Origin of the sequence: Crossiella sp. CA-258035 (assembly GCF_030064675.1) — a bacterium.
In the GTDB taxonomy this organism is placed as follows: Bacteria; Actinomycetota; Actinomycetes; order Mycobacteriales; family Pseudonocardiaceae; genus Crossiella.
Genome location: NZ_CP116413.1, coordinates 5,196,789 through 5,214,975 on the forward strand (window position 1 = coordinate 5,196,789; position 18,187 = coordinate 5,214,975).

Annotated in this window: 16 protein-coding genes; 4 read left to right on the forward strand and 12 right to left on the reverse strand. The window is 73.3% G+C overall.

Features of this window, described 5'->3' with window-relative positions; translation table 11 throughout:
- Positions 1 to 33: 33 nt before the first annotated feature.
- The gene (locus tag N8J89_RS23815; RefSeq protein WP_283659215.1) at positions 34 to 4,308 is read right to left on the reverse strand and encodes an nSTAND1 domain-containing NTPase; all 4,275 of its coding nucleotides are present in this window, start codon (positions 4,306 to 4,308) and stop codon (positions 34 to 36) included.
- A 135-nt stretch (positions 4,309 to 4,443) separates the two neighbouring features.
- The gene (locus N8J89_RS23820; RefSeq protein ID WP_283659216.1) at positions 4,444 to 4,830 is read right to left on the reverse strand and encodes a nuclear transport factor 2 family protein; all 387 of its coding nucleotides are present in this window, start codon (positions 4,828 to 4,830) and stop codon (positions 4,444 to 4,446) included.
- A 95-nt stretch (positions 4,831 to 4,925) separates the two neighbouring features.
- On the opposite strand from N8J89_RS23820, the gene N8J89_RS23825 reads away from it, so the two are divergent.
- Positions 4,926 to 5,813, forward strand: coding sequence for an SDR family oxidoreductase (locus N8J89_RS23825; protein WP_283659217.1), 888 nt, complete (start codon positions 4,926 to 4,928; stop codon positions 5,811 to 5,813).
- Positions 5,814 to 5,829: 16 nt separating this feature from the next.
- Here the strand turns inward: N8J89_RS23825 and N8J89_RS23830 are convergent, their stop codons facing one another.
- Positions 5,830 to 6,315 (reverse strand): MSMEG_6728 family protein, encoded by a 486-nt coding sequence (locus N8J89_RS23830; protein WP_283659218.1) that lies wholly within the window; start codon positions 6,313 to 6,315, stop codon positions 5,830 to 5,832.
- A 103-nt stretch (positions 6,316 to 6,418) separates the two neighbouring features.
- Here N8J89_RS23830 and N8J89_RS23835 point away from each other — a divergent pair, with 103 nt between their 5' ends.
- Complete coding sequence (locus N8J89_RS23835) at positions 6,419 to 7,003, forward strand: hypothetical protein (protein WP_283659219.1); 585 nt, start codon at positions 6,419 to 6,421, stop codon at positions 7,001 to 7,003.
- On the opposite strand, the gene N8J89_RS23840 is transcribed toward N8J89_RS23835, so the two are convergent.
- Positions 6,921 to 7,358: a winged helix-turn-helix transcriptional regulator gene (locus tag N8J89_RS23840; RefSeq protein WP_283659220.1), complete on the reverse strand. Its 438-nt coding sequence runs from the start codon at positions 7,356 to 7,358 to the stop codon at positions 6,921 to 6,923. The genes N8J89_RS23835 and N8J89_RS23840 overlap by 83 nt on opposite strands.
- Before the next feature lie 74 nt (positions 7,359 to 7,432).
- Between N8J89_RS23840 and N8J89_RS23845 the strand changes: the two genes are divergently transcribed.
- On the forward strand, positions 7,433 to 8,359 hold the full coding sequence (locus N8J89_RS23845) for an NADP-dependent oxidoreductase (protein WP_283659221.1): 927 nt from the start codon (positions 7,433 to 7,435) through the stop codon (positions 8,357 to 8,359).
- Between the two features lie 7 nt (positions 8,360 to 8,366).
- Here N8J89_RS23845 and N8J89_RS23850 read toward each other — a convergent pair whose 3' ends face one another.
- Genes N8J89_RS23850 through N8J89_RS23860 form a run of 3 tightly spaced genes read right to left on the reverse strand, consistent with a single transcriptional unit; the run spans position 8,367 to position 10,686 of the window.
- Entirely contained in the window at positions 8,367 to 8,609 is a 243-nt protein-coding gene (locus N8J89_RS23850) for a hypothetical protein (protein ID WP_283659222.1), read from the reverse strand.
- A gap of 22 nt (positions 8,610 to 8,631) precedes the next feature.
- The gene (locus N8J89_RS23855; protein WP_283659223.1) at positions 8,632 to 9,837 is read right to left on the reverse strand and encodes a cytochrome P450 family protein; all 1,206 of its coding nucleotides are present in this window, start codon (positions 9,835 to 9,837) and stop codon (positions 8,632 to 8,634) included.
- 12 nt (positions 9,838 to 9,849) lie between these two features.
- Entirely contained in the window at positions 9,850 to 10,686 is an 837-nt protein-coding gene (locus N8J89_RS23860; RefSeq protein ID WP_283659224.1) for a TauD/TfdA dioxygenase family protein, read from the reverse strand.
- Positions 10,687 to 10,841: 155 nt separating this feature from the next.
- Between N8J89_RS23860 and N8J89_RS23865 the strand changes: the two genes are divergently transcribed.
- Complete coding sequence (locus N8J89_RS23865; protein WP_283659225.1) at positions 10,842 to 11,858, forward strand: methyltransferase; 1,017 nt, start codon at positions 10,842 to 10,844, stop codon at positions 11,856 to 11,858.
- Positions 11,859 to 11,860: 2 nt separating this feature from the next.
- Here the strand turns inward: N8J89_RS23865 and N8J89_RS23870 are convergent, their stop codons facing one another.
- From N8J89_RS23870 to N8J89_RS23890, 5 genes are read right to left on the reverse strand one after another with little or no spacing between them, the layout of a single operon-like run.
- The gene (locus N8J89_RS23870; protein WP_283659226.1) at positions 11,861 to 13,129 is read right to left on the reverse strand and encodes an FAD-dependent oxidoreductase; all 1,269 of its coding nucleotides are present in this window, start codon (positions 13,127 to 13,129) and stop codon (positions 11,861 to 11,863) included.
- Entirely contained in the window at positions 13,126 to 14,787 is a 1,662-nt protein-coding gene (locus N8J89_RS23875) for a prenyltransferase/squalene oxidase repeat-containing protein (protein ID WP_283659227.1), read from the reverse strand. The genes N8J89_RS23870 and N8J89_RS23875 overlap by 4 nt, the downstream gene beginning before the upstream one ends.
- The gene (locus N8J89_RS23880) at positions 14,784 to 15,785 is read right to left on the reverse strand and encodes a UbiA family prenyltransferase (protein WP_283659228.1); all 1,002 of its coding nucleotides are present in this window, start codon (positions 15,783 to 15,785) and stop codon (positions 14,784 to 14,786) included. Before N8J89_RS23880 ends, N8J89_RS23875 begins: the two co-directional genes overlap by 4 nt.
- A complete protein-coding gene (locus tag N8J89_RS23885; protein ID WP_283659229.1) occupies positions 15,775 to 16,782 on the reverse strand; it encodes a polyprenyl synthetase family protein in 1,008 nt (335 codons plus the stop codon). Before N8J89_RS23885 ends, N8J89_RS23880 begins: the two co-directional genes overlap by 11 nt.
- On the reverse strand, positions 16,779 to 17,783 hold the full coding sequence (locus N8J89_RS23890) for an aminotransferase class I/II-fold pyridoxal phosphate-dependent enzyme (RefSeq protein ID WP_283659230.1): 1,005 nt from the start codon (positions 17,781 to 17,783) through the stop codon (positions 16,779 to 16,781). Before N8J89_RS23890 ends, N8J89_RS23885 begins: the two co-directional genes overlap by 4 nt.
- Between the last annotated feature and the right edge of the window lie 404 nt (positions 17,784 to 18,187).

The window sequence follows — 18,187 nt, forward strand, 5'->3', positions numbered from 1 at the left end:
AGCGTAGCAACACGAGGACCACTCCGGCTCCGCTCAGCAGGTTCGGCGGTAGGGCACCTCGGCAGGCACGTGCCGTTGCCACTCCTGCTCGTCCATCGCGCCGCCCGCGATCGCGCAGACTTCCTGGACGAGGGCGCCGAGATCGTTGAGCATGCCGGTGTTCCACAACCGCACCGTGGCATCGTGGCTGCTGGTGGCGAGCCGGTTCCCGTCCGGACTGAACATGACCGACCTGAGCGGGCGGGTGTGCCCGGTGAGGTTGGCCAGCAGGCGGTGGGTCCGCAGGTCCCACAGCCGCGCGGTCCGGTCCTCGCCCGCGGTGGCCAGGCTCTGCCCGTCCGGGCTGAACTTCACCGACCACACGATGCCGGTGTGACCGGTGAGGGTGGCCACCTGCTCGCGGGTCCGCACGTCCCACAGCCGCACGGCGGCGTCTCGGCCGCTGCTGGCGAGGGTGGTGCTGTCGGGGCTGAAGGCCACCGACTGCACGGAATCGGTGTGGCCGGTGAGGGTGGCCGCCTGCTGGTGGGTCCGCACGTCCCACAGCCGCACGCTGGCGTCCCAGCTGCCGGTGGCCAGGGTGTTCCCGTCGGGGCTGAAGACCGCCGAGCCCACCAAGCCGGTGTGACCGTTGAAGGTGGCCAGTTGCCGGTGGGTGCGCACGTCCCACAGCCGCACCGTCTTGCTGTCGGTGCCGCCGCTGGTGACCAGGGTGCCGCCGTCGGGACTGAACACCACCGGGCTGCCCACCTTGGTGAGGGTGGTCAGCAGGCGGTGGGTGCGCGCGTCCCAGAGCCGCACCGTCTGATCGGCGTAGCTGCCGGTGGCGAGGGTGTTCCCGTCGGGGCTGAACGCCACGGAGCTCACCACTCCGGTGTGGCCGGTCAGGGTGGCCAGCGGTTGGTGCGTCCACGCGTGCCACAGCCGCACGGCGCGGTCCTCGGCCCCGCCGGTGGCAAGGGTGTTGCCGTCCGGGCTGAAGGCCACCGACAGCACCGAGCCGGTGTGGCCGTCGAGGGTGGCCACCTGCTGGTGGGTCCGCACCTCCCACAGCCGCGCTACCCGAGCCTCGATGGCGGTGGCCAGGGTCTGCCCGCCGGGGCTGAAGGCCATCGCACTCCCCGCGCCGTCTGCCCCGGTGAAGGCGACCAGCGGACGGCCGGTCCGCATGTCCCACAACCGCGCCACGGCTTCCCCACCGCCGCTGGCGAGGGTGTGGCCGTCCGGGCTGAAGGCCACCGAGTTCACCGGGCCGGTGTGACCGGCGAGCACCACCTGCCCGGTGCGGGACGGCACGTCGTGCACGCGCAACGTCCGGTCCTCACCCCCGGTGACCAGAGTCCTCCCGTCCGGGCTGAACGCCAACGCCCGCACCGAGCCCACATGGCCGGTGAGGGTGGCCAGCGAGCGGCGGGCCGGCAGGTCCCACAGTCGCACAGTGGCGGCGTTGTCGCCGGTGGCCAGGGTCTTCCCGTCCGGGCTGATCGCCATCGACTGCACCGGGCCGGTGTGACCGTTGAAAGTGGCCACCTGCTGGCGGGTCCGCACATCCCACAGCCGAACCGCCTGCTCCCCGCTGCCGCTGGTGACCAGGGTGCCGCCGTCGGAGCTGAAGACCGCGGACAGCACCGAGCTGCGGCCGTGGCCGGTGAGCGTGGCGAGCAGGCGGTGGGTCCGCACGTCCCACAGCTGCACCGTGCCCTGTTCGCTGCCACCGGTGGCCAGGACGAGTCCGTCCGGGCTGAACACCACGGGTCTCCCGGTGCCGGGGAAGGTGTGCAGCGGACGTAGGGTCCGGTTTTCCCACAACCGCACCGTTCTCGCGTCGCCTTCGGTGGCCAGGATGTCCCCGCCCGGGCTGAACGCCACTCGGGTCACCGCGCTCCGCTGGCCGGCGACCGCGGCCTGCTGACGGCGGGTCCGCGGGTCCCACAGCCGCACGGTGCCGTCACTGCTGCTGGTGACCAGGCTGGTGCCGTCCGGGCTGAAGGCCACCGCTCCCACCGAGCCGGTGTGGCCGGTGATGGTGGCGCGCAAGGGTGTGGTGACCGTGCCCAGCAACCGGGTGCGGGTCTCCGGGGCAGGGCCGATGTGGTGCGCGGCCAGAGCGAGGCGGGCGGCCAGGGCCGGATCGGCGGCGGCCTGGAGCTGGCTCTGGCGGGTCAGCCGCTCGGCGGTGGCGAGGTTCCGCTGCTCGTCGCTGGTCCGGGCGTTCAGGTACGCCAGTACGGAGGCGACCAGAACCAGGACCATCAGGACGGCGAAGCCGGTCACGGCAAGGCGACGTCGGCGGGTGCGGCGGTGCTGCACCTCGGCACTGGCTTCGACGAACCCGGCCTCCTCGGCCGAGATCTCCGCCGGCCGGGCGGCGAGCCAGCGCCGGGCCTCCTCGATCCGGCGCCGGTCGAGCGCCAGCGCGGGCGATCGGTCTTGTTCCTGCCAGGCTCGCGCGGTGTGCCGCAACCTCTCCTGCCAGCTCCGGAAGTCGCGGTTGCGCTCCACCCAGGTCCGTAGCCGCGGCCAGTTCTCCACCAGCGCCTGGTGCGCGAGTTCGGCCGTGTCCAGTCCGGTGGGGCGGCGGGTCACCACGACCAGCCGGGTGCTGGCCAACCGGTGGACCAACGTCCAGTCGCGCTCGGCGAACTCCGTCCGGTCGGCGACCCTCCGGGTGTCGGGGCCGCGTTCCCCGGCGTCCAGTTGCTCGGCGGGGCGGACGAGCTGGATGAAGATCCGCTCCAGCGCCTCGTGCTCGGACTCGTCGGCCCAGGCCCACAGGCTGCGTTCGGCGTTGCCGACCAGCGCCCCCTCGACCCCGCCGAGTTCCTGGTAGGCGCCGGCGGTGAGCGTGCCGCGTTCCTGCCGTGCCCACAACTGGCTGAGCGTGTACTCCAGCACGGGCAGGGCGGCCGCACCGTGCGGGGTGTCCTGCACGATCCGCTCGACCAGGCCGTCGGCGAAGCGGACACCGGCGTGCCCGGCCAGTGGACGGGTGATCACCTCGCGGAGCTGGTCCCGCGTCATCGGTGGCACGACGACGTGGGTGGCCTCCCAGGCGGCGCTCAGCACCGGGAGCTGCCCGGTCTGCGGCAGGAAGTCGATCCGGGTGACGACCACCGCCTGAGCCGGCCGGCTGCCGTCGGTGCGCCGCACCGTCAGCGCACCCAGCATCACATCCAGCTTGCGGGCGGTGTCCGGCGCGTCCGCGAGCAGGGTCTCGAACTGGTCGGCCACGAGCAGGAGCTTGGACCGCCCGTCATGCCGGGCCAGGGTCTGCTCCAGCGCGGTGCGCAGGCCGTCCTGCTCGGCCAGCTGACGGGTGAGCGCGGACCAGCGTTCGTGCCAGTCCGCCTGCGCGGTGTCCGCATCGCCTGCCGAGGCCAGTGCCCAGGCCAGCAACTCCTCCGCGGTCAGCCGCAGCCCGTGCGGCAACCGGGCGACCAGGTGGCTGCCGCGGTCGATCCGCGCCAGCAGCCCCGCCCCGACCAGTGACGACTTGCCGACGCCAGAGGCGCCGAAGACGGGCAGCACCGGAACCTGTTGCTCCTCCAGCAACTCCAGCAGCCGGCGCGTCTCCCCGGCACGCCCGTGGAACACCGCGCTGTCCCGCTCGGTGAAGGCCAACAGCTCGCGGTAAGGGCTGTCGGCGAGCAACCGGGACCGCAACTGCGGCCACTCGTGCGCGAGCGACTCCACGGTCAGGGCATAACCGGTCCTGCGCCGCTGATCCCCTTCGACCGCGACGACCACCCCGATCACTCCCCGGTACTCCTCGTCCCACACCGGAGCACCGCTGAACCCGCCGGCCAGGGCGAACCCAGCGCCCTCATCGCAGGTCAGCTGCCACCAGCCGGTCCCCTCACGACCTTCGATGGTGCCGCGCGTCCACACCCCGGCGTCCTTGTCCCCGGTCTGCCCGGCGCAGCGCGGGAAACCGAAGGTCCGCCAGCGGTGCCCAGCGAGGTCGTCGGCTTCCACGATCCGCATGGGCAGCACGCCCGCCGGCGGCTGGCCGGTCAGTTGCAGCACAGCCACGTCACCGCTGTTGTCAGCGGCCACCGGCACGCTGAAGTGCACGGTGGTCTCCGCCTGCGGACGGCCTGGCAGCAGGGGGAAGTCCACGGTCACCGGCAGGCCGGGCGGCAGCGGCTCGCTGTCCGCGAGGCCGGCGATGGGCGCGAGGACGTGGGCGCAGGTGAGCAGAAGTCCATCGGGGATCAGGAACGCGACACCGACCGGTCGCCCCTCGTGCAGCACTCGTGCCGTGCCGCGCTCCCAGGCGAGGCGCACGTCACCGGTCCGCTCCACCACCGTCGCCCCCGATGCCGATTCGATGAAGCCGAATGAGCTGGGAACTGTAGTGGCACAGGTTTGATCGCAGGTGCGGTTCGAAGTTTCCGCGGCACCTGACTGGAGACCTTGCCGGCGCCCGCCACTGCCAGCGTCTCAGCCGCCCATGGCCTCCTGCCTGACGCGGTCGAACTGCGCCCCCATGGCCTCGGCCAGCACCTGGGCGGCGGAGAGCGGCCGCACCATCACGGTCAGCTGGTCGACCAGTCCGTTCTCGTCCAGGTGCAGGAAGTCGCAGCCCTCCACCAGGGTCTCGCCGATGCGAGCCTCGAAGACCAGGGCGTGGTCGCGGTCGCCGCCGATCTCGCGGACGTAGCGGAAGTCCTCGAACACCCGCAGCACGCCCCGCAGGATCGCCGCTGTGATCGGCTTGCCCTGGTAGGGGCGGAAAGCCACCGGACTGGTGAACACCACGTCGTCGGCCAGGGCGGCCGCGAGGGCCTCCGGATCACGGGCTTCGACCGCTGCGCGGAATCTCCTCATGACGGAATCCTAGTCAGGTTGGTCTCGGAAATAACCGCCGCAACGGTGCTCCATCTAGGACAGAGGCTGTCCGCCTTCCGTCCTACGGTCGCCCCATGAACGAAAGGCCGAAGAAGATCCTGGTCACCGGTGCGACCGGCCTGGTGGGCAGGCACGTCGTCGACCAGCTCCGCCAGGCGGGGATGTCCGTGCGTGCGTTGACCCGCGACCCCGCGGCGGCCGGCCTGCCAGCGGGAGTCGAGGTGGTGCGGGGCGATCTGACCGAGCCCGCCACCCTCGCGCCCGCCTTCGACGGGGTGGACCGGCTGTACCTGTTCGCCGTGCCGGAGACCGCTCGCGAGGTCGTCGCGCTGGCCAGGCAGGCGGGTGTGCGCAGGGTGGTCGTGCTCTCCGCCGCGGCCGTCACCGCCGGCCTGGACACCTACCACCACCCACGGGTGGAGCAGGCGGTGCGGGAGTCCGGTCTGGAGTGGACGATGGTGCGGCCGGGCGAGTTCATGACGAACGTGCTGCCGGTCTGGGCCCCGTCCATCCGGGCCGAGCGGGTGGTCCGCTACCCCTTCGCCGACCAGGTCGGGGTGCCGGTGCACGAGGCGGACGTGGCGGCCGTCGCCGTCGCGGCACTCCTGGAGGACCGCCACGCCGGCGCCTGCTACACCCTCACCGGGCCCGCCCAGATCACCTACCGCCAACAGGTCGAGGCCATCGGCGCGGCACTGGGCGAGCCGGTCCGCTACGAGGAGGTCACCCGCGAGCACGCCCGTGCGCTGCTCAAGGCACAGGGCGGGGCGGCCGCCGCGAGCGCCGACCTGTTGCTCGGGTTCGCCGACTACGACGGCGCCGACGGCTCGGGGCAGGACGGAACCTCCGATCAGGACTACTCCGCACTGCTGCGCCCGTGGCCCGGCGTGCGGGAGGCCACCGGCCGCCCGGCCCGGACCTTCGCGGAGTGGGCCCGCGACCACGTCGCGGACTTCCGCTGACCCCCCGGACCGCCGGTCAGCGGGCGATCGCTTCCCGGCGCGGACGGTCCGAGGACGGCCAGACGTAGGGCAGGTCGTCGGGCACCTCGGGGAAGTGCGGGCGGTAGTGCTCGGGAGCCTTGCGCACCAGCGCGGATTGGTGACTGCGGTGCAGGTCGCGCTCCCCGAGCCACGGTGGCAGCTCACCCGCCTCCGCCAGTTCGGCCTGGGTGCGCACGAGTTCGAGCCCCGTCGCCCGGTGGAGGTCCTGCCGGAGGGTGGACTGGCAGGTGTCCCGCCGGCCCGCCGCACACCAGACCGCGCAGATCTCCAGCCCGTAGCGGACCAGCGCCTCCTCGTAGCCCGCCCACATGGCCGCGGCCGGGTGGTGGCGCCACCCGTACCCGGCCACCGTGAGCGCACGGAGCACCTGTATCGCCTCCACCCGCTGCTTGCCGAGCCGCAGCGGATCCAGCACCGTGGCTGTCCGGTGAAAATCGGGACAGGGAAGGAAGGTCTGCACGGTCCACCGGTTACCCGCTCTGCCCCGGTTCACCGCCCGACTGGTCGAACCGGCGGTCGCTTACTCGACTGACAGGAGGCCCGGGTTTGGGGAACATGGGGCAATGAGCATTCGGGGGGATGTCGGTCACCGGTTCCGGGACCCTTTGGTCGAGGTGGGGGACTTCGCGCGCGATGTGCTGGTGCGGTGTCCGGCGTGCGGTGACCGCGCGATCGTGCGCTGGCCCGCCGAAGCTCGGTGGCGCGAAGGCGGCGGTCCCCCGCGGTGGCGGCTGTTCTGCTTCGCCTGTGGCAAGTCCAAGGACATCGTCACCTCGGCGGGTGCGTTCGGCGAACCGGTGGATCCCTACTTCCGGCTTCCGCTGTGGCTCCAGGCGAACTGCGGCGGCAAGGTCCTGTGGGCGTACAACGCAGAACACCTCGATTTCCTGGAGGCGCTCGTCGCGGCCCGGATTCGCGAACGTTGGGCGATCTTCGGCACGGTCAGCGCGGAGGGGACTCCCGGGGCCTATTGCTATGCGAACGACACTGCCAGCGCCATGAGCCTGATGTCGCGGCTTCCCGGCTGGCTGAAGCTGACGAAGAACCGCGAGCAGGTGCTGCACGTCATCCGGCGGTTGCGGTCTTCGCTGCCGCCTGCCCCGGGCTCGGAGGGTCGCCCCGGCGGGAGTCTCGGTCGCCACGGGTGACCGGATCGGAGTGGGCGTCGAGCGCGTCGAGCACCGCCTCGCCATTCGTTCTCGCCCACTCGGCCAGCACGTGGATCGGCTCGATCAGCGTCGCGCCGAGCGGGGTGAGCTCGTACTCCACGCGTGGCGTCACCTCGGCGTAGGCCTGGCGGTGGAGGAGTCCGTGCGCCTCGAGGCGGCGCAGCGTCTGGGTGAGCACCTTGCGGGAGATGCCGCCGATCAGCTCGGCCAGCTCGCCGTGGCGCACCGGGCCCTGGCTGAGGCCGGCGAGCACGACCACCGTCCACTTGTCGGCGATCAGCTCGACCGCCAGGCGCGCCGGGCAGTCGGCGAGGAAGGGACCGGACCCGCTCATGGCGCCAAAGGTACCTGCTGGTTCCTGTCGGAAACCTAGCCTGGGATTCGCCCCCCAGAGCCAGTAGGAGAGTCATGCGAGTCATCACCCAGCAGGTGTTCGGCGGTCCCGAGGTGCTCACCGTCGTGGACGCGCCCGCGCCGCAGCCGCTGCCGACCGAGGTCCTGGTCCGGGTCAAGGCGATCGGGCTGAACCCGTTGGAGGCGCGGCTGCGCGCCGGTGAGTTCCCGTTGCTCGGCAAGCCGCCGTTCGTCCTCGGCTGGGACATCAGTGGCGTGGTCGAGCAGGCACGGACTTCGCGGTTCCGGCCCGGCGACGAGGTGTTCGGGATGCCGCTGTTCCCCAGGGCGGCCAACGCCTACGCCGAAGTGGTGTCCGCGCCGGCACTGCACCTGGCGCGCAAGCCGGCGGCGCTCTCGCACGTCGAGGCGGCGGCGTTGCCGGTGGTCGGGCTGACCGCGTGGCAGGGTCTGGTGGACCTCGGCGGTGTGACCGCGGGCGACCGCGTGCTCATCCACGGCGGTAGCGGCGGGATCGGGCACGTCGCGATCCAGATCGCGAAAGCACTGGGGGCGCACGTGATCGCGACCGCGGGCGGTGGCAAGCGGGAGTTCGTCGAGGGGTGCGGCGCGGACGAGGTGATCGACTACACCGCGGTCGACTTCACCGAGGCGGTCGGCGACATCGACCTCGTGCTGGACACGATCGGCGGCGACACCGTCGAGCGGTCGCTCGGCGTGCTCCGCCCGGGCGGCCACCTGGTCACGGCGGTCGCCGAGGGGGATGCCGAGCTCGTCGACGGGTTCGAGGCGGCCGGGATGCGCTTCAGCGGCATCGCGGTGGACCCCGATCCGGTGGCGCTGCGCGGTTTGGTCGAACTCGTCGAACAGGGCAGGCTCCGGGTGCACGTGCGGGAGACCTTCCCGTTCGAGCGGGTCGCCGACGCGCACCGGCTGCTCGACGGCGGTCACCTCCAGGGCAAGCTCGTCCTCACCGTCTGATCCCGCGCTACGAGTCCGCCGCCGCGGTCAGGTCGCCGGGCAGGACCGTGGCGATGAGGCCCGCGACGAACTGGGGCACGTCCTCGGGCGCGAGCACCAGTCGTGGTTCGTCGCGGTCCGGGCCCTGGAAGATCTCGACCGACCGCACCCCTGGGTCATCCGCCGCACCCGCGACGCCGATGATCGTCCAGCGCTCGTGCTGGGGACGCGTGTTGACGAAGTGGCTGAACGCTTCTTCTGGGCTGGTCACAGCTGCTCCTCACCGGTTCCGTTCACTCCATTGTGGACGATGGGCCGAGCAGCACCGGGAACGTCCGGGGCGCGTGCACGTGCACGCTGCGCCGGAAGGTGAGCTCCTCCTCCCCCGTGGCCGCCTGGATGTGCGGGAACCGGGCGAACAGGGCGGGCAGCGCGACCTCGGCCTCCAGGCGCACCAGTGCCGCGCCCAGGCAGCGGTGGATGCCGTGACCGAAGGCGATGTGCCCGGTCGGGTCGCGGTCCGGGTCGAGCCTGGTGGGATCCGGGAAGCGGTCCGGATCGCGGTTGGCCGCACCGGTCGAGAGGGTCACCGAGGCGCCGCGCGGGATGGTGGTGCCACCGATCTCCAGGTCCTCGGTGGCGAAGCGGACGGAGGCGTTGAGAGCGGGTGAGACCCAGCGCAGCAGCTCCTCGACCAGCGCGGCGGAGTCCGGAGTGGACAGACGCCGCCGGGCCGCCGGGTCGGCGAGCAGGGCGCGGACGCTGTTGGTGATGAACACCGCGCTGGTCTCGTGGCCCGCCATCAGCAGCAGCATCGCCATCGCGACGATCTCCAGGTCGGAGAGGCGGTTGCCGTCCTCGGCGGCGGCGATGAGGCCGGAGAGCAGGGCCTCGTCGGGGTCCCGGCGGCGGATCGCGACCAGCTCGGCCAGGTAGTCGGCCATCTTGGTGGAGGCCCGCACGAGCTCCTCCTCCGGGCACTCGTCGATCAGCACCGTCGACCAGTGCGCGAAGGTCTCCCGGTCCAGCTCGGGCACGCCGATCAGCTCGCAGATGACCTCCATCGGCAGCGGGATCGCGTAGCGCGCCACCAGGTCGACCGGTTCGTCCGCGGGCAGCCCGGCCAGCAGGTTCCGCGCGAAGGTCTGCACCCTCGGCCGCAGCCCGGCCACCCGGCGGGCGGTGAACGCCTGGGTGACCAGCCTGCGCAGCCGGGTGTGCTCGGGCGGGTCGAGGGAGGTGAGCATGTGCGACATGGGCGCGGGCAGCCCGGGCGGGGCCGCGGCGCGCTCCTCGGCGGGCAGGCTGGCCCGCCAGTCCTTGGCCAGGCGCGGATCGGCCAGTCCCGCCCGCACATCGGCGTAGCGGGTGACCAGCCAGGTCGGCCCGCTCTCGAAGGTCACCTCGCGGACCGGGGTGTGCTCGCGGGCACGGGCCAGGGCGGGGTGCGGGTCGCGCCAGTAGGACTCCAGGAAGTCCTCGCCGGTGATCCTGCTCATCGGGCTCTCCGTTCAGTCCTTGACCGCGGTCGCGCTCATCCCGGTGACCTGGTGGTCCGGCCAGCGCGCCCCGTCGCCCTTCGGCTCGTCGCCGAGCACGGTGACCCGGTGGCCCACCCGGCGTTCGGTGTAGTCGTTGACGGCGTAGTGCTGGGTGGCGCGGTTGTCCCACATCGCCACCGCGCCCTCGGTCCACCGGTAGCGGCACACCCGCTGCGGGCTCTCCGACACGGTGAACAGGTGGGTCAGCAGGGCGGTGCTCTCCTCGGCGGTCAGCTGCGGGATGCGCTTGGTGAACATGCGGTTGACGTACAGGGAGCGCCTGCCGGTCTCGGGGTGCGTGCGGACCACCGGGTGCTCGGCCTCGCTGCGGTAGGAGCCGCCGGGCAGCTCGAAGACGTGGCGGGCGGTGAGGCCGTCGACCAGCTCCCGGATCGGCGCGGACAGCGCCTGGTAGGCCAGGTACTGGTTGCTCCACATGGTGTCCCCGCCGACCTCGGGGGAGGTCACGATCTGCAGCACCGAGGCGATGGGCGGGTTCGGCGCGAAGGTGACGTCGGTGTGCCAGACATCGGCCTTGGCGCCCTGGTCGGAGTCGAGCACGACGATCTCCTCGTGCCCGGCCAGCTTCGGCAGGAACTTGTGCACCTCCAGCGGACCGAACCGGCTGCCGAACGCCTTGTGCGCCTCAGGGGTGAGCCCGGCCGCCTCGGGGAAGAACAGCACGAGGTGGTCGAGCAGCAGCTGGTGGATCTGCTTGAAGAGGGCGTCGTCGACTTCGGCCAGGGTGACGCCCCGGACTTCGGCGCCCAGCGCCCCGGTCAACGGCCGCACAATGAGTGAACCCATACCGCGAACTCCTTTCAACGCATTCTTCAGAACCATTCCGCGATTCCCGGAACGGATTCGACAAACAACGCCGGGGCCTTGCCCGGTTCAGTTCGGAAATGCCATTCTCACGACAGCAGTGAATTCACCTCCGGGCCGTTCCCGAAAGGACCGCCGTGACCAGTGAGACCACGGACCACCAGGCAGCCACCGCCGCGCTGGCCGGGCTTGTCGACCTCGCCACGCCGTTCGCGGTGCGCACCGCCGTCGCGCTGCGCCTGCCCGAGCTCATCCGCGACGGGCACACCACGACGCCCGCGCTTGCCCGGGCCTGTGACGCCGACTCGGACGCGCTGGCCCGCCTGCTGCGCCACCTGGTCGCGGTCGGCCTGTTCGCCGAGCCCGCTCCCGGCGAGCACGCGCTGACCGGCGTGTCCCTGGCGCTGCTGGACGAGCGCAACGCGCTGCTGCGGTCCTGGCTGGACGCGGACGGGCCCGGCCTGAAGATGGACCTGGCCTACGCGGGCATGGCGCATTCGGTGCGCACCGGCGAGTCCGGCTACCGCGTGGCGCACGGCACCGGCTTCTGGCCGGACTACCGGGCTGACGAGCGGCTGCGCCTGTTCTTCGGCGCGACGATGGCCGGTTTCGCCTGGCAGACCGGCCCGGAGGTGGCCGCCCGCGCGGACTGGGCCGGGGTGTCCAGCGTGCTGGACGTGGGCGGCGGCACCGGGGCACTGCTGGCGTCCGTGCTGAACGCGCACCCGCACCTGACCGGCGCGGTGCTGGACCTGCCCGAGGTCCGGCCCGAGGCCGAGGAATTCCTGGCCGGGCTCGGCGGCCGGGCCAAGTTCGTCGGTGGCAGCTTCCTGGACCCGCTGCCCACCGGTTACCAGGTGCTGATCGTCTCCCGGGTGCTCACCGACTGGCCCGACGCGGACGCGGTGCGGATCCTGCGCCGCTGCGCCGAGGCCCTGCCCGAGGGCGGGCGGGTCCTGGTGGTGGAGGTGCTCGCCGGAGCCGAGCACGCCAAGAACAACTCCTCCTTCGACTTGCAGTCGCTGACCCTGCTCGGTGGGCGCGAACGCGGTCCGGCGGACTTCGACGAGCTGGCCGCGGCCGCGGGCCTGGTGCGCCGGGAGCGCACGGACGGGGCCAACGGCCTGGTGGTGCTGGCCTACGGCAGCGCCTGAGGTCACCGCGCCGCCTCCTCGGCCGGCGCCGGGGCGGCGGCGCGCACCCAGTCCGGCAGCCTGCCCGCGCGCGGATCGGGCAGCAGCCTGGCCTGGTGCAGCCGGTCCAGCAGGGTCAGCTTGCGCACGCCCAGGCCGGACATGGTGTGCAGGACCTCGTGCCGGATGCGGTCGTTGCCACCCGTGCCCGCCAGCGCCCGAGCGCCGAGCCAGGACCGGGTGGTGATCATCCGGGCGGCGTTGTGGCTGGTCCGGCCGATGTGGGCGAGGTTGGCCCGCCGCGCGCTGTCGTAGCGGCGCAGTGCGTGGTCGACGACCTCGGGGGCCAGCGAGCCGCCCTGGCGCAGCACCGCGGCCAGTTCGTGCGCGTCGGCGATCGCGCTGTTCATGCCCTGCGCCGCCATCGGGTGCACCAGGTGGCCGGTATCCCCTGCCAGCGCCAAACCGGGCACGACCAGCGACGCGGCCAGCGCGCGGCCCACCGGCAGCAGCTGCCGCTGGGCCAGCCCGGCGTGCAGGGCCCCGGCCAGGGGTGCCAGACCGGGACAGCCCGCCAGCACCCCGTCAGCCCACCGGCGCAGGCCGTCCTGGCCGAGTCCGCGCAGCTCGTCCGGTCCGACCTGGACGTAGAGCCGGACCCGCCTGCCGGGCAGCGGGTAGTGCAGGCGCAGCCCGCCGTCGGTGACGTAGGCGGAGAAGTCGGGCGGCACGTCCGCACCGGCCAGCTCGAAGGCGGCCAGCCGGTGCGGGTAGTCCTGGCGCGGCGCGCTCAGCCCGGCCGCCTCCCGCAGCCGGGAGGACACGCCGTCGGCGGCCACCACCAGCGCCGCCGGGATGTCCCCGTCGTCGCAGCGCACGCCGGTGATCCGGCCCCCGGTGCGCAGCGGCTCGCGGACCACCACACCGCGCCGCACCTCGACGCTGGGCGGCAGCGCGTCGATGAGCGCCTGGAGGATCACCGGGTAGTCGTGCGCGAGCAGCCACGGCTGTTCGGCAGGCAGCCGGTGGTAGTCCAGGACCATGCGCGGCTCGCCGTCGGCGGCGCGGGCGATGAGCTTGGACAGCCGCAGCGCGCCCGCCTGGTCCAGCAGCTCGGTCACGCCCCACTGCCGCAGGATCGCCAGCGAACCCGGTTGCAGCACCTCGCCCTTGGCCACCCGGGCGGGGGTCTGCCGCTTCTCCAGCACCAGGACCCGGTGCCCGAGGCGGCCCAGCGCGCAGGCCGCGGCCAGCCCGGCCACCCCGGCGCCGACCACCACGACGCGGCTCACCGGGTGGCCGCCTGGAACCGGCCGAGTGCACGCAGCGCCATGCCGTGGGTGAAGCCGGGGTTGGCGTAGCGGCTGACCCGGCGGACGTACTCGTGCACCGGGTGCGGCGTCCACCCACCACCGGGCAGGCGGGCGGCCAGCAGCCAGCGCACGCCGTCCGCGGCGGCCTCCCGCTCCCCCGCCGCCAGCAGCGAGGACACCGCCCAGCCGGTCTCCTCAACGGTGCCGGGCGCACCGTGCCCGTCCCCCCAGGACCCGTCGGCGTTGCGGGCGCCGAGCAGCCAGTCCCGCGCCCGGACCGCGGCGGTGGACCCGGTCTGTCCACATCGGACGAACGTCTCCAGCACCGCGGCGGTGCCCATGGTGTGTTCCCGGTACCAGACCGACTCGTAGCCGCCGTCAGGCAGCTGCGCCCGGTCCAGCCAGCGCAGCGCCCGCCGGATCCGCTTGTCCTCAGCGGGCACGCCCCCGTCCAGCAGCGCGTCCACCGCCTGTGCGGTGGACATCGGGCACGGGCCGCTGTTGGCGACCTTCGTGTCGCGCACGCACAGGCCCCAGGAACCGCGGCTGTCCTGCCGGTCGCTGAGCCAGGCCACCCCCTTGGCGATGGCCTGTTCCTGTCCGGTGCCGGGCGAGCGGGCCAGCACGGAGATGATCTCGCCGGTCTCCAGCACCGCGGGCCAGCCGTTGGGCCCCGACCAGCCCCAGAAACCCGGCGGGCAGCCGAAGGCCAGGAACGGCCGGTGCTGTTGCAGGCGCACAAAGAGCTCCCGCGCGGCGGCCAGCCCGGGGTGGTCGCGGTAGCCGGCTTCCAGCAGGCCGCGCGCGGCGTACATGGTCCAGGCCGCGTCCAGTGGGGTGGAGGCCCAGGAGCCGTCGGGGTGCATGGTGCGCCGGAACCAGCCCACCGCCGCCTCGACCATGTCCGGGGCCAGGCCCGCCCTGGCCAGTCCGGCGCAGACCAGGCCGGTCACCCACGCGTCCTCCGACCAGGAACCCGCCGAGCCCTCGTGCTCGAAGGCCTGCCGGATGCACAGCAGCGCCTTGGGTTCCGCCCAGCCGGCCAGCCGCCGTTGCAGCCGGGTCAGCGGGCGGTGCCGGGTCTGGGCCAGACCGAGCGCGGAGGCCATCGGCAGCCGCAGGTCGAACAGGCGGCGGTACAGCCCCGGCAACAGCGCGAGCTCCAGCGGGAAGCGGCGCATCTCGCTGGGAGCCAGCCAGCCTACGAAGCCGTAGAACTGGCGGCACCACAGCACCACCTCCGGGTGCGGGATCGCTGCCAGGCCGCCGTAGTCGTCCAGCCAGCGCCGTCCCGCGGCGACCTGCTCGGCGTTGCCCGCTGGGTAGATGAGGTGCAGGGCCGCCGCCGACACCGCCGTGGGGCCCGGTTCGCTCGGCAGGCCCGGCACCATCGCCCAGCCGCCGTCCTCGTTCTGGGTGCGGCGCAGGCGGTCCGCGCCGGCCGCGATCAGGTCGGCCGCGCCACCGGGGTCGGCGAAGTGCAGCGCGGTGATCGCGCCCGCGGTGGCCAGGGTGGACCGCAGGCTGCTCGCCCCGTAGTCGAACACGCCGTCCGGCCGCTGCGCCGCCAGCAACGCCTCGGCGCCCTCTTCGATGGCGGTCGCGAGCTCCTCCGTGCCGGTGTGCGCCGAGGTCATCTCCGGTCCCCTCCCCCGGCCTGCGCCGGGAACTCGTGGCGAGCCCGCATGCGGGCCTGGACGACGATCGAGAACGCCAGCGCGGGCAGCAGCACCAGCAGGGCGGTGCCGGGACCCGCGGCCCCGGCCACCACGGCGGCCGCGAGCACGAGCCGCTCGGCCACCAGCAGTTCGTGCGCGCGCAACGCACGGCGCGCGGTCAGGCCAGCGGGTCGGGCCGTGGCCAGTGCGCCGCCGCCGACCACTGCGGCGACGGTGAGCAGGGCCAGCTGCGGACCGGGCCGAGGGGCCAGGAACGCACCCGCCGCCAGCGCGGCGATGCCCGCCGCCCACAGCGTCGCGGCCAGCCGCACCGCCGCGACCACCCCGTGCCGCACCGGCACCGACCGGTAGCCGCCCGCCCGGTCGCCGTCGACGTCCCGGACCGTGCCGATCAGGTTGGAGGCGGTGTCGTGCAACAGGAAACCGGCGGCCACCGGCGCGAGCGCCCATGGCGGCCAGGGCGCCGCGGTCATCGCGCCGACCGCCAGGGCGAGCGCGGAGAGCACGCCCCGGCTCAGGTTCCCGGCGAAGCCCATGCGCTTGAACACCGCGCTGTAGGCCACGATCCCGCTCATCGTCACCGCGAACACCGGCAGGATCCGCCAGTTGACCGCGACCGCACCGGCCAGCGAGGCCAGCGCGCAGCCGGTCCCGCACCACAGCGCGGTGCCGGGGGCGAGCCTGCCGGAGGGGATCGGGCGCTGGGGTTTCGCGATCGCGTCCAGGTCCCGGTCGAAGTAGTCGCCCAGGTAGTGCCCGGACAGCCAGCCCAGCACCGGCGACAGCACCGCGACGAGCAGCCCGAGGGGTGCCGCACCGCCTGCCGCCAGCGCGCCGGCCAGCCCGAGCAGCGCCGGGTAGCAGGTCGTGTACGGCCGCCAGGTCTGCCAGTGCGCCAGTGCCCGCTCGCGCAGCGGCCTGCCGGTGCGGCCGAGCTCGCGCAGGTCAGCGGTCACGGTCGACCGCGATCTCGGCGAGGGCGGCGAGCCTGCCCGCGGCGGCGGCCCCCGGCAGCTCGGGCAGCCGCGCCACGGCGAGCGCGGACCGCTCCCGCGCGCCCTCCCTGGCGGTGCCGAGCGCGCCGCTGCCGAGCACGGCGAAGCGGAGCAGCTCCAGTGCCTCGGCGGGTTCGACGGTGCCGGACAGCGCGGTCTCCACGGCCCGCCGGTGCTCGGCCGCACCGTCGCGGTGGGCGATCAGCACCGGCCAGGTCGGCCGGAGGTTGGCCGCGTCGCTGGTGGCAGGCTTGCCCGCGGCGGTGCGGCCGTCCAGGTAGGGCAGCAGGTCGTCGTACATCTGGAAGGCCACCCCGGTGTGGTGGCCGTAGTCGGCGAGCAGGTCGGCCTGCCCGGCCGTGCCGCCGCCGAGCAGCGCGCCGACCCGGCAGGCGGCGCGGAACAGCGCGCCGGTCTTGAACGCGGCCACGTCGAGGTAGTCGGTCAGGTCGCTGCCGGTCCGCCCGGCGCCCGGGGGCACCATCGCGGACTCCAGCACCTGGCCGCGGCAGAGGTCCCCGCCCGCGCGGGCTAGCTCGGCGACGGCCGCCACGACCGCCTGCGGGGGCGCGGCGCTCTCGGCCGCGGCGGCGAACAGGTCGAACAGCAGCGCGTCACCGGTGACGATCGCGTCCGCGATGCCGTGCCGCGCGTGCACCGAGGGCCGGCCCCGGCGCAGGTCGTCGCCGTCGATGATGTCGTCGTGCACCAGCGAGGCCACGTGCAGGTGCTCGACCGCGACCGCGGCGGGCAGCACGGCGCCGGCCTGCCCGCCGACGGCTTCCGCGGCCGCGATGAGCATCAGCGGGCGCAACAGCTTGCCCGGCACCGCCATGGCGTAGCGCGTCAGCTCGTCGAGCCGGTCGCCGCCGCGGCGGCGGTCCACCAGCGCCTCCCGGATCAGCGCGAGGGCGTCCCCGGCGGGCGGGCGCAGCGCCGGGCTGACCGTGCCGGTCACCGGAGTGCCCCCTCGGCGTGCGGGGCGGCCAGCGTGGCGAAGGCGCGGGCGGCCGCCAGCACGACATCGTTTGCATGGGGCAGCCCGGTGCTCACCCGCACCCCGCCCGCCACCTCGCGCACGGCCACGCCGTAGCTCGCCAGGTGCGCGATGAACTCCTGGTTGCGCGGCCCCAGCCGGACCCACAGGTAGTTCCCGCCACTGGGCGGCACGTCGAAGCCCAGCTCGGTCAGTCCCCGGCGCACCCGGTCCCGCTCGGCGGCCACCTCGCGGCACTGCTCGCGCATGCGGGCATCGGCGTCCAGCGCGGCCAGCGCGGCGGCCTGGGCCACCGTCGGCACCCGGTGGAACGGGCTGGTCCGGCGCAGCGGCGCCACCAGTTCCTCGGCGCCGGTGAGGTAGCCGACGCGCAGCCCGATCAGCCCGTGCGACTTGGAGAACGTGCGCACCACGGCCACCCGACGGTCCTTTGTGGACAGTCCAACCGCGTCCGCGATGGCGGCCGGGTCGGCGAACTCCCGGTATGCCTCGTCAACGAGCAGCAGCACGTGCGCGGGCAGGGCCGCCAGCAACGCGGTCAGCTCACCGGTGCCGAGCACCTCGCCGGTGGGATTGTTGGGGTTGCACACCAGCACCACCCGGGTCCGGTCGGTGACCGCCGCGGCCAACGCGTCCAGGTCCTGGCCGCCCCGGCTGTCCCCGGGCACGGCGACCGGTTCAGCGCCGGCGTTGCGGATCAGCAGCGGGTACAGGTCGAAGGAGGGCCAGGTGTGCAGCACCTCGCTGCCCGGCCCGCAGTGCGCGCTCAGGAACTGCTGCAACAGCGCCCCGGACCCGGCCCCGGCGACCACCCGGTCCGCGGTGCTACCGAGCTCGGCGGCCAGCCGGCCCTCCAGCCGGGCGGCGAGGGCGTCCCCGGTCCGGTTGACCGAGCCGAGCGACTCCACCAGGGCTTCGTGCACCCCCGGCAGCATCGGCCAGTGGTTCTCGTTCAGCGCCAATTGATGGATGATCCGATCCAATTCACATGCCTTCCTGGGAAAACAAGATGACTGATCAGAATGGCGACGCTACCCACAGTGGACACGCATTTGTGACACCACTCAGCACACTTGCCCGCGGCGACCAACCATTTGCCCCTTCGGGCAAGATTCCCAGCAATTGACGAGAACCCGCCAAACGCAGCGCTTGCCTTCTGCCACAAGGGCACTTGTCAAATGAATCCAACACAAAAATCTGGCAGATACCCCACTGTTTCCGGGGTATCTGCCGGGCGACTTGCTGCCGCGGTGCGCCGATGGCGTCTATCCGCTACCTGGCTCAGTCTTCGTGCACCCGCAAGACGAGCGTCCTCCCGGTCCGGGGGGCTCGATACGTCACGCGTCAGCCTCGACCCGGTCCGGCG

What these genes read in the sequence shown, in the direction of transcription:
- N8J89_RS23820 (WP_283659216.1), bottom strand. Translation starts at nt 4,830, where the DNA reads ATGAGGAGATTCCGCGCAGCGGTCGAAGCCCGTGATCCGGAGGCCCTC.
- N8J89_RS23825 (WP_283659217.1), top strand. Translation starts at nt 4,926, where the DNA reads ATGAACGAAAGGCCGAAGAAGATCCTGGTCACCGGTGCGACCGGCCTG.
- N8J89_RS23835 (WP_283659219.1), top strand. Translation starts at nt 6,419, where the DNA reads ATGAGCATTCGGGGGGATGTCGGTCACCGGTTCCGGGACCCTTTGGTC.
- N8J89_RS23855 (WP_283659223.1), bottom strand. Translation starts at nt 9,837, where the DNA reads ATGAGCAGGATCACCGGCGAGGACTTCCTGGAGTCCTACTGGCGCGAC.
- N8J89_RS23860 (WP_283659224.1), bottom strand. Translation starts at nt 10,686, where the DNA reads ATGGGTTCACTCATTGTGCGGCCGTTGACCGGGGCGCTGGGCGCCGAA.
- N8J89_RS23875 (WP_283659227.1), bottom strand. Translation starts at nt 14,787, where the DNA reads ATGACCTCGGCGCACACCGGCACGGAGGAGCTCGCGACCGCCATCGAA.
- N8J89_RS23840 (WP_283659220.1), bottom strand. Translation starts at nt 7,358, where the DNA reads ATGAGCGGGTCCGGTCCCTTCCTCGCCGACTGCCCGGCGCGCCTGGCG.
- N8J89_RS23845 (WP_283659221.1), top strand. Translation starts at nt 7,433, where the DNA reads ATGCGAGTCATCACCCAGCAGGTGTTCGGCGGTCCCGAGGTGCTCACC.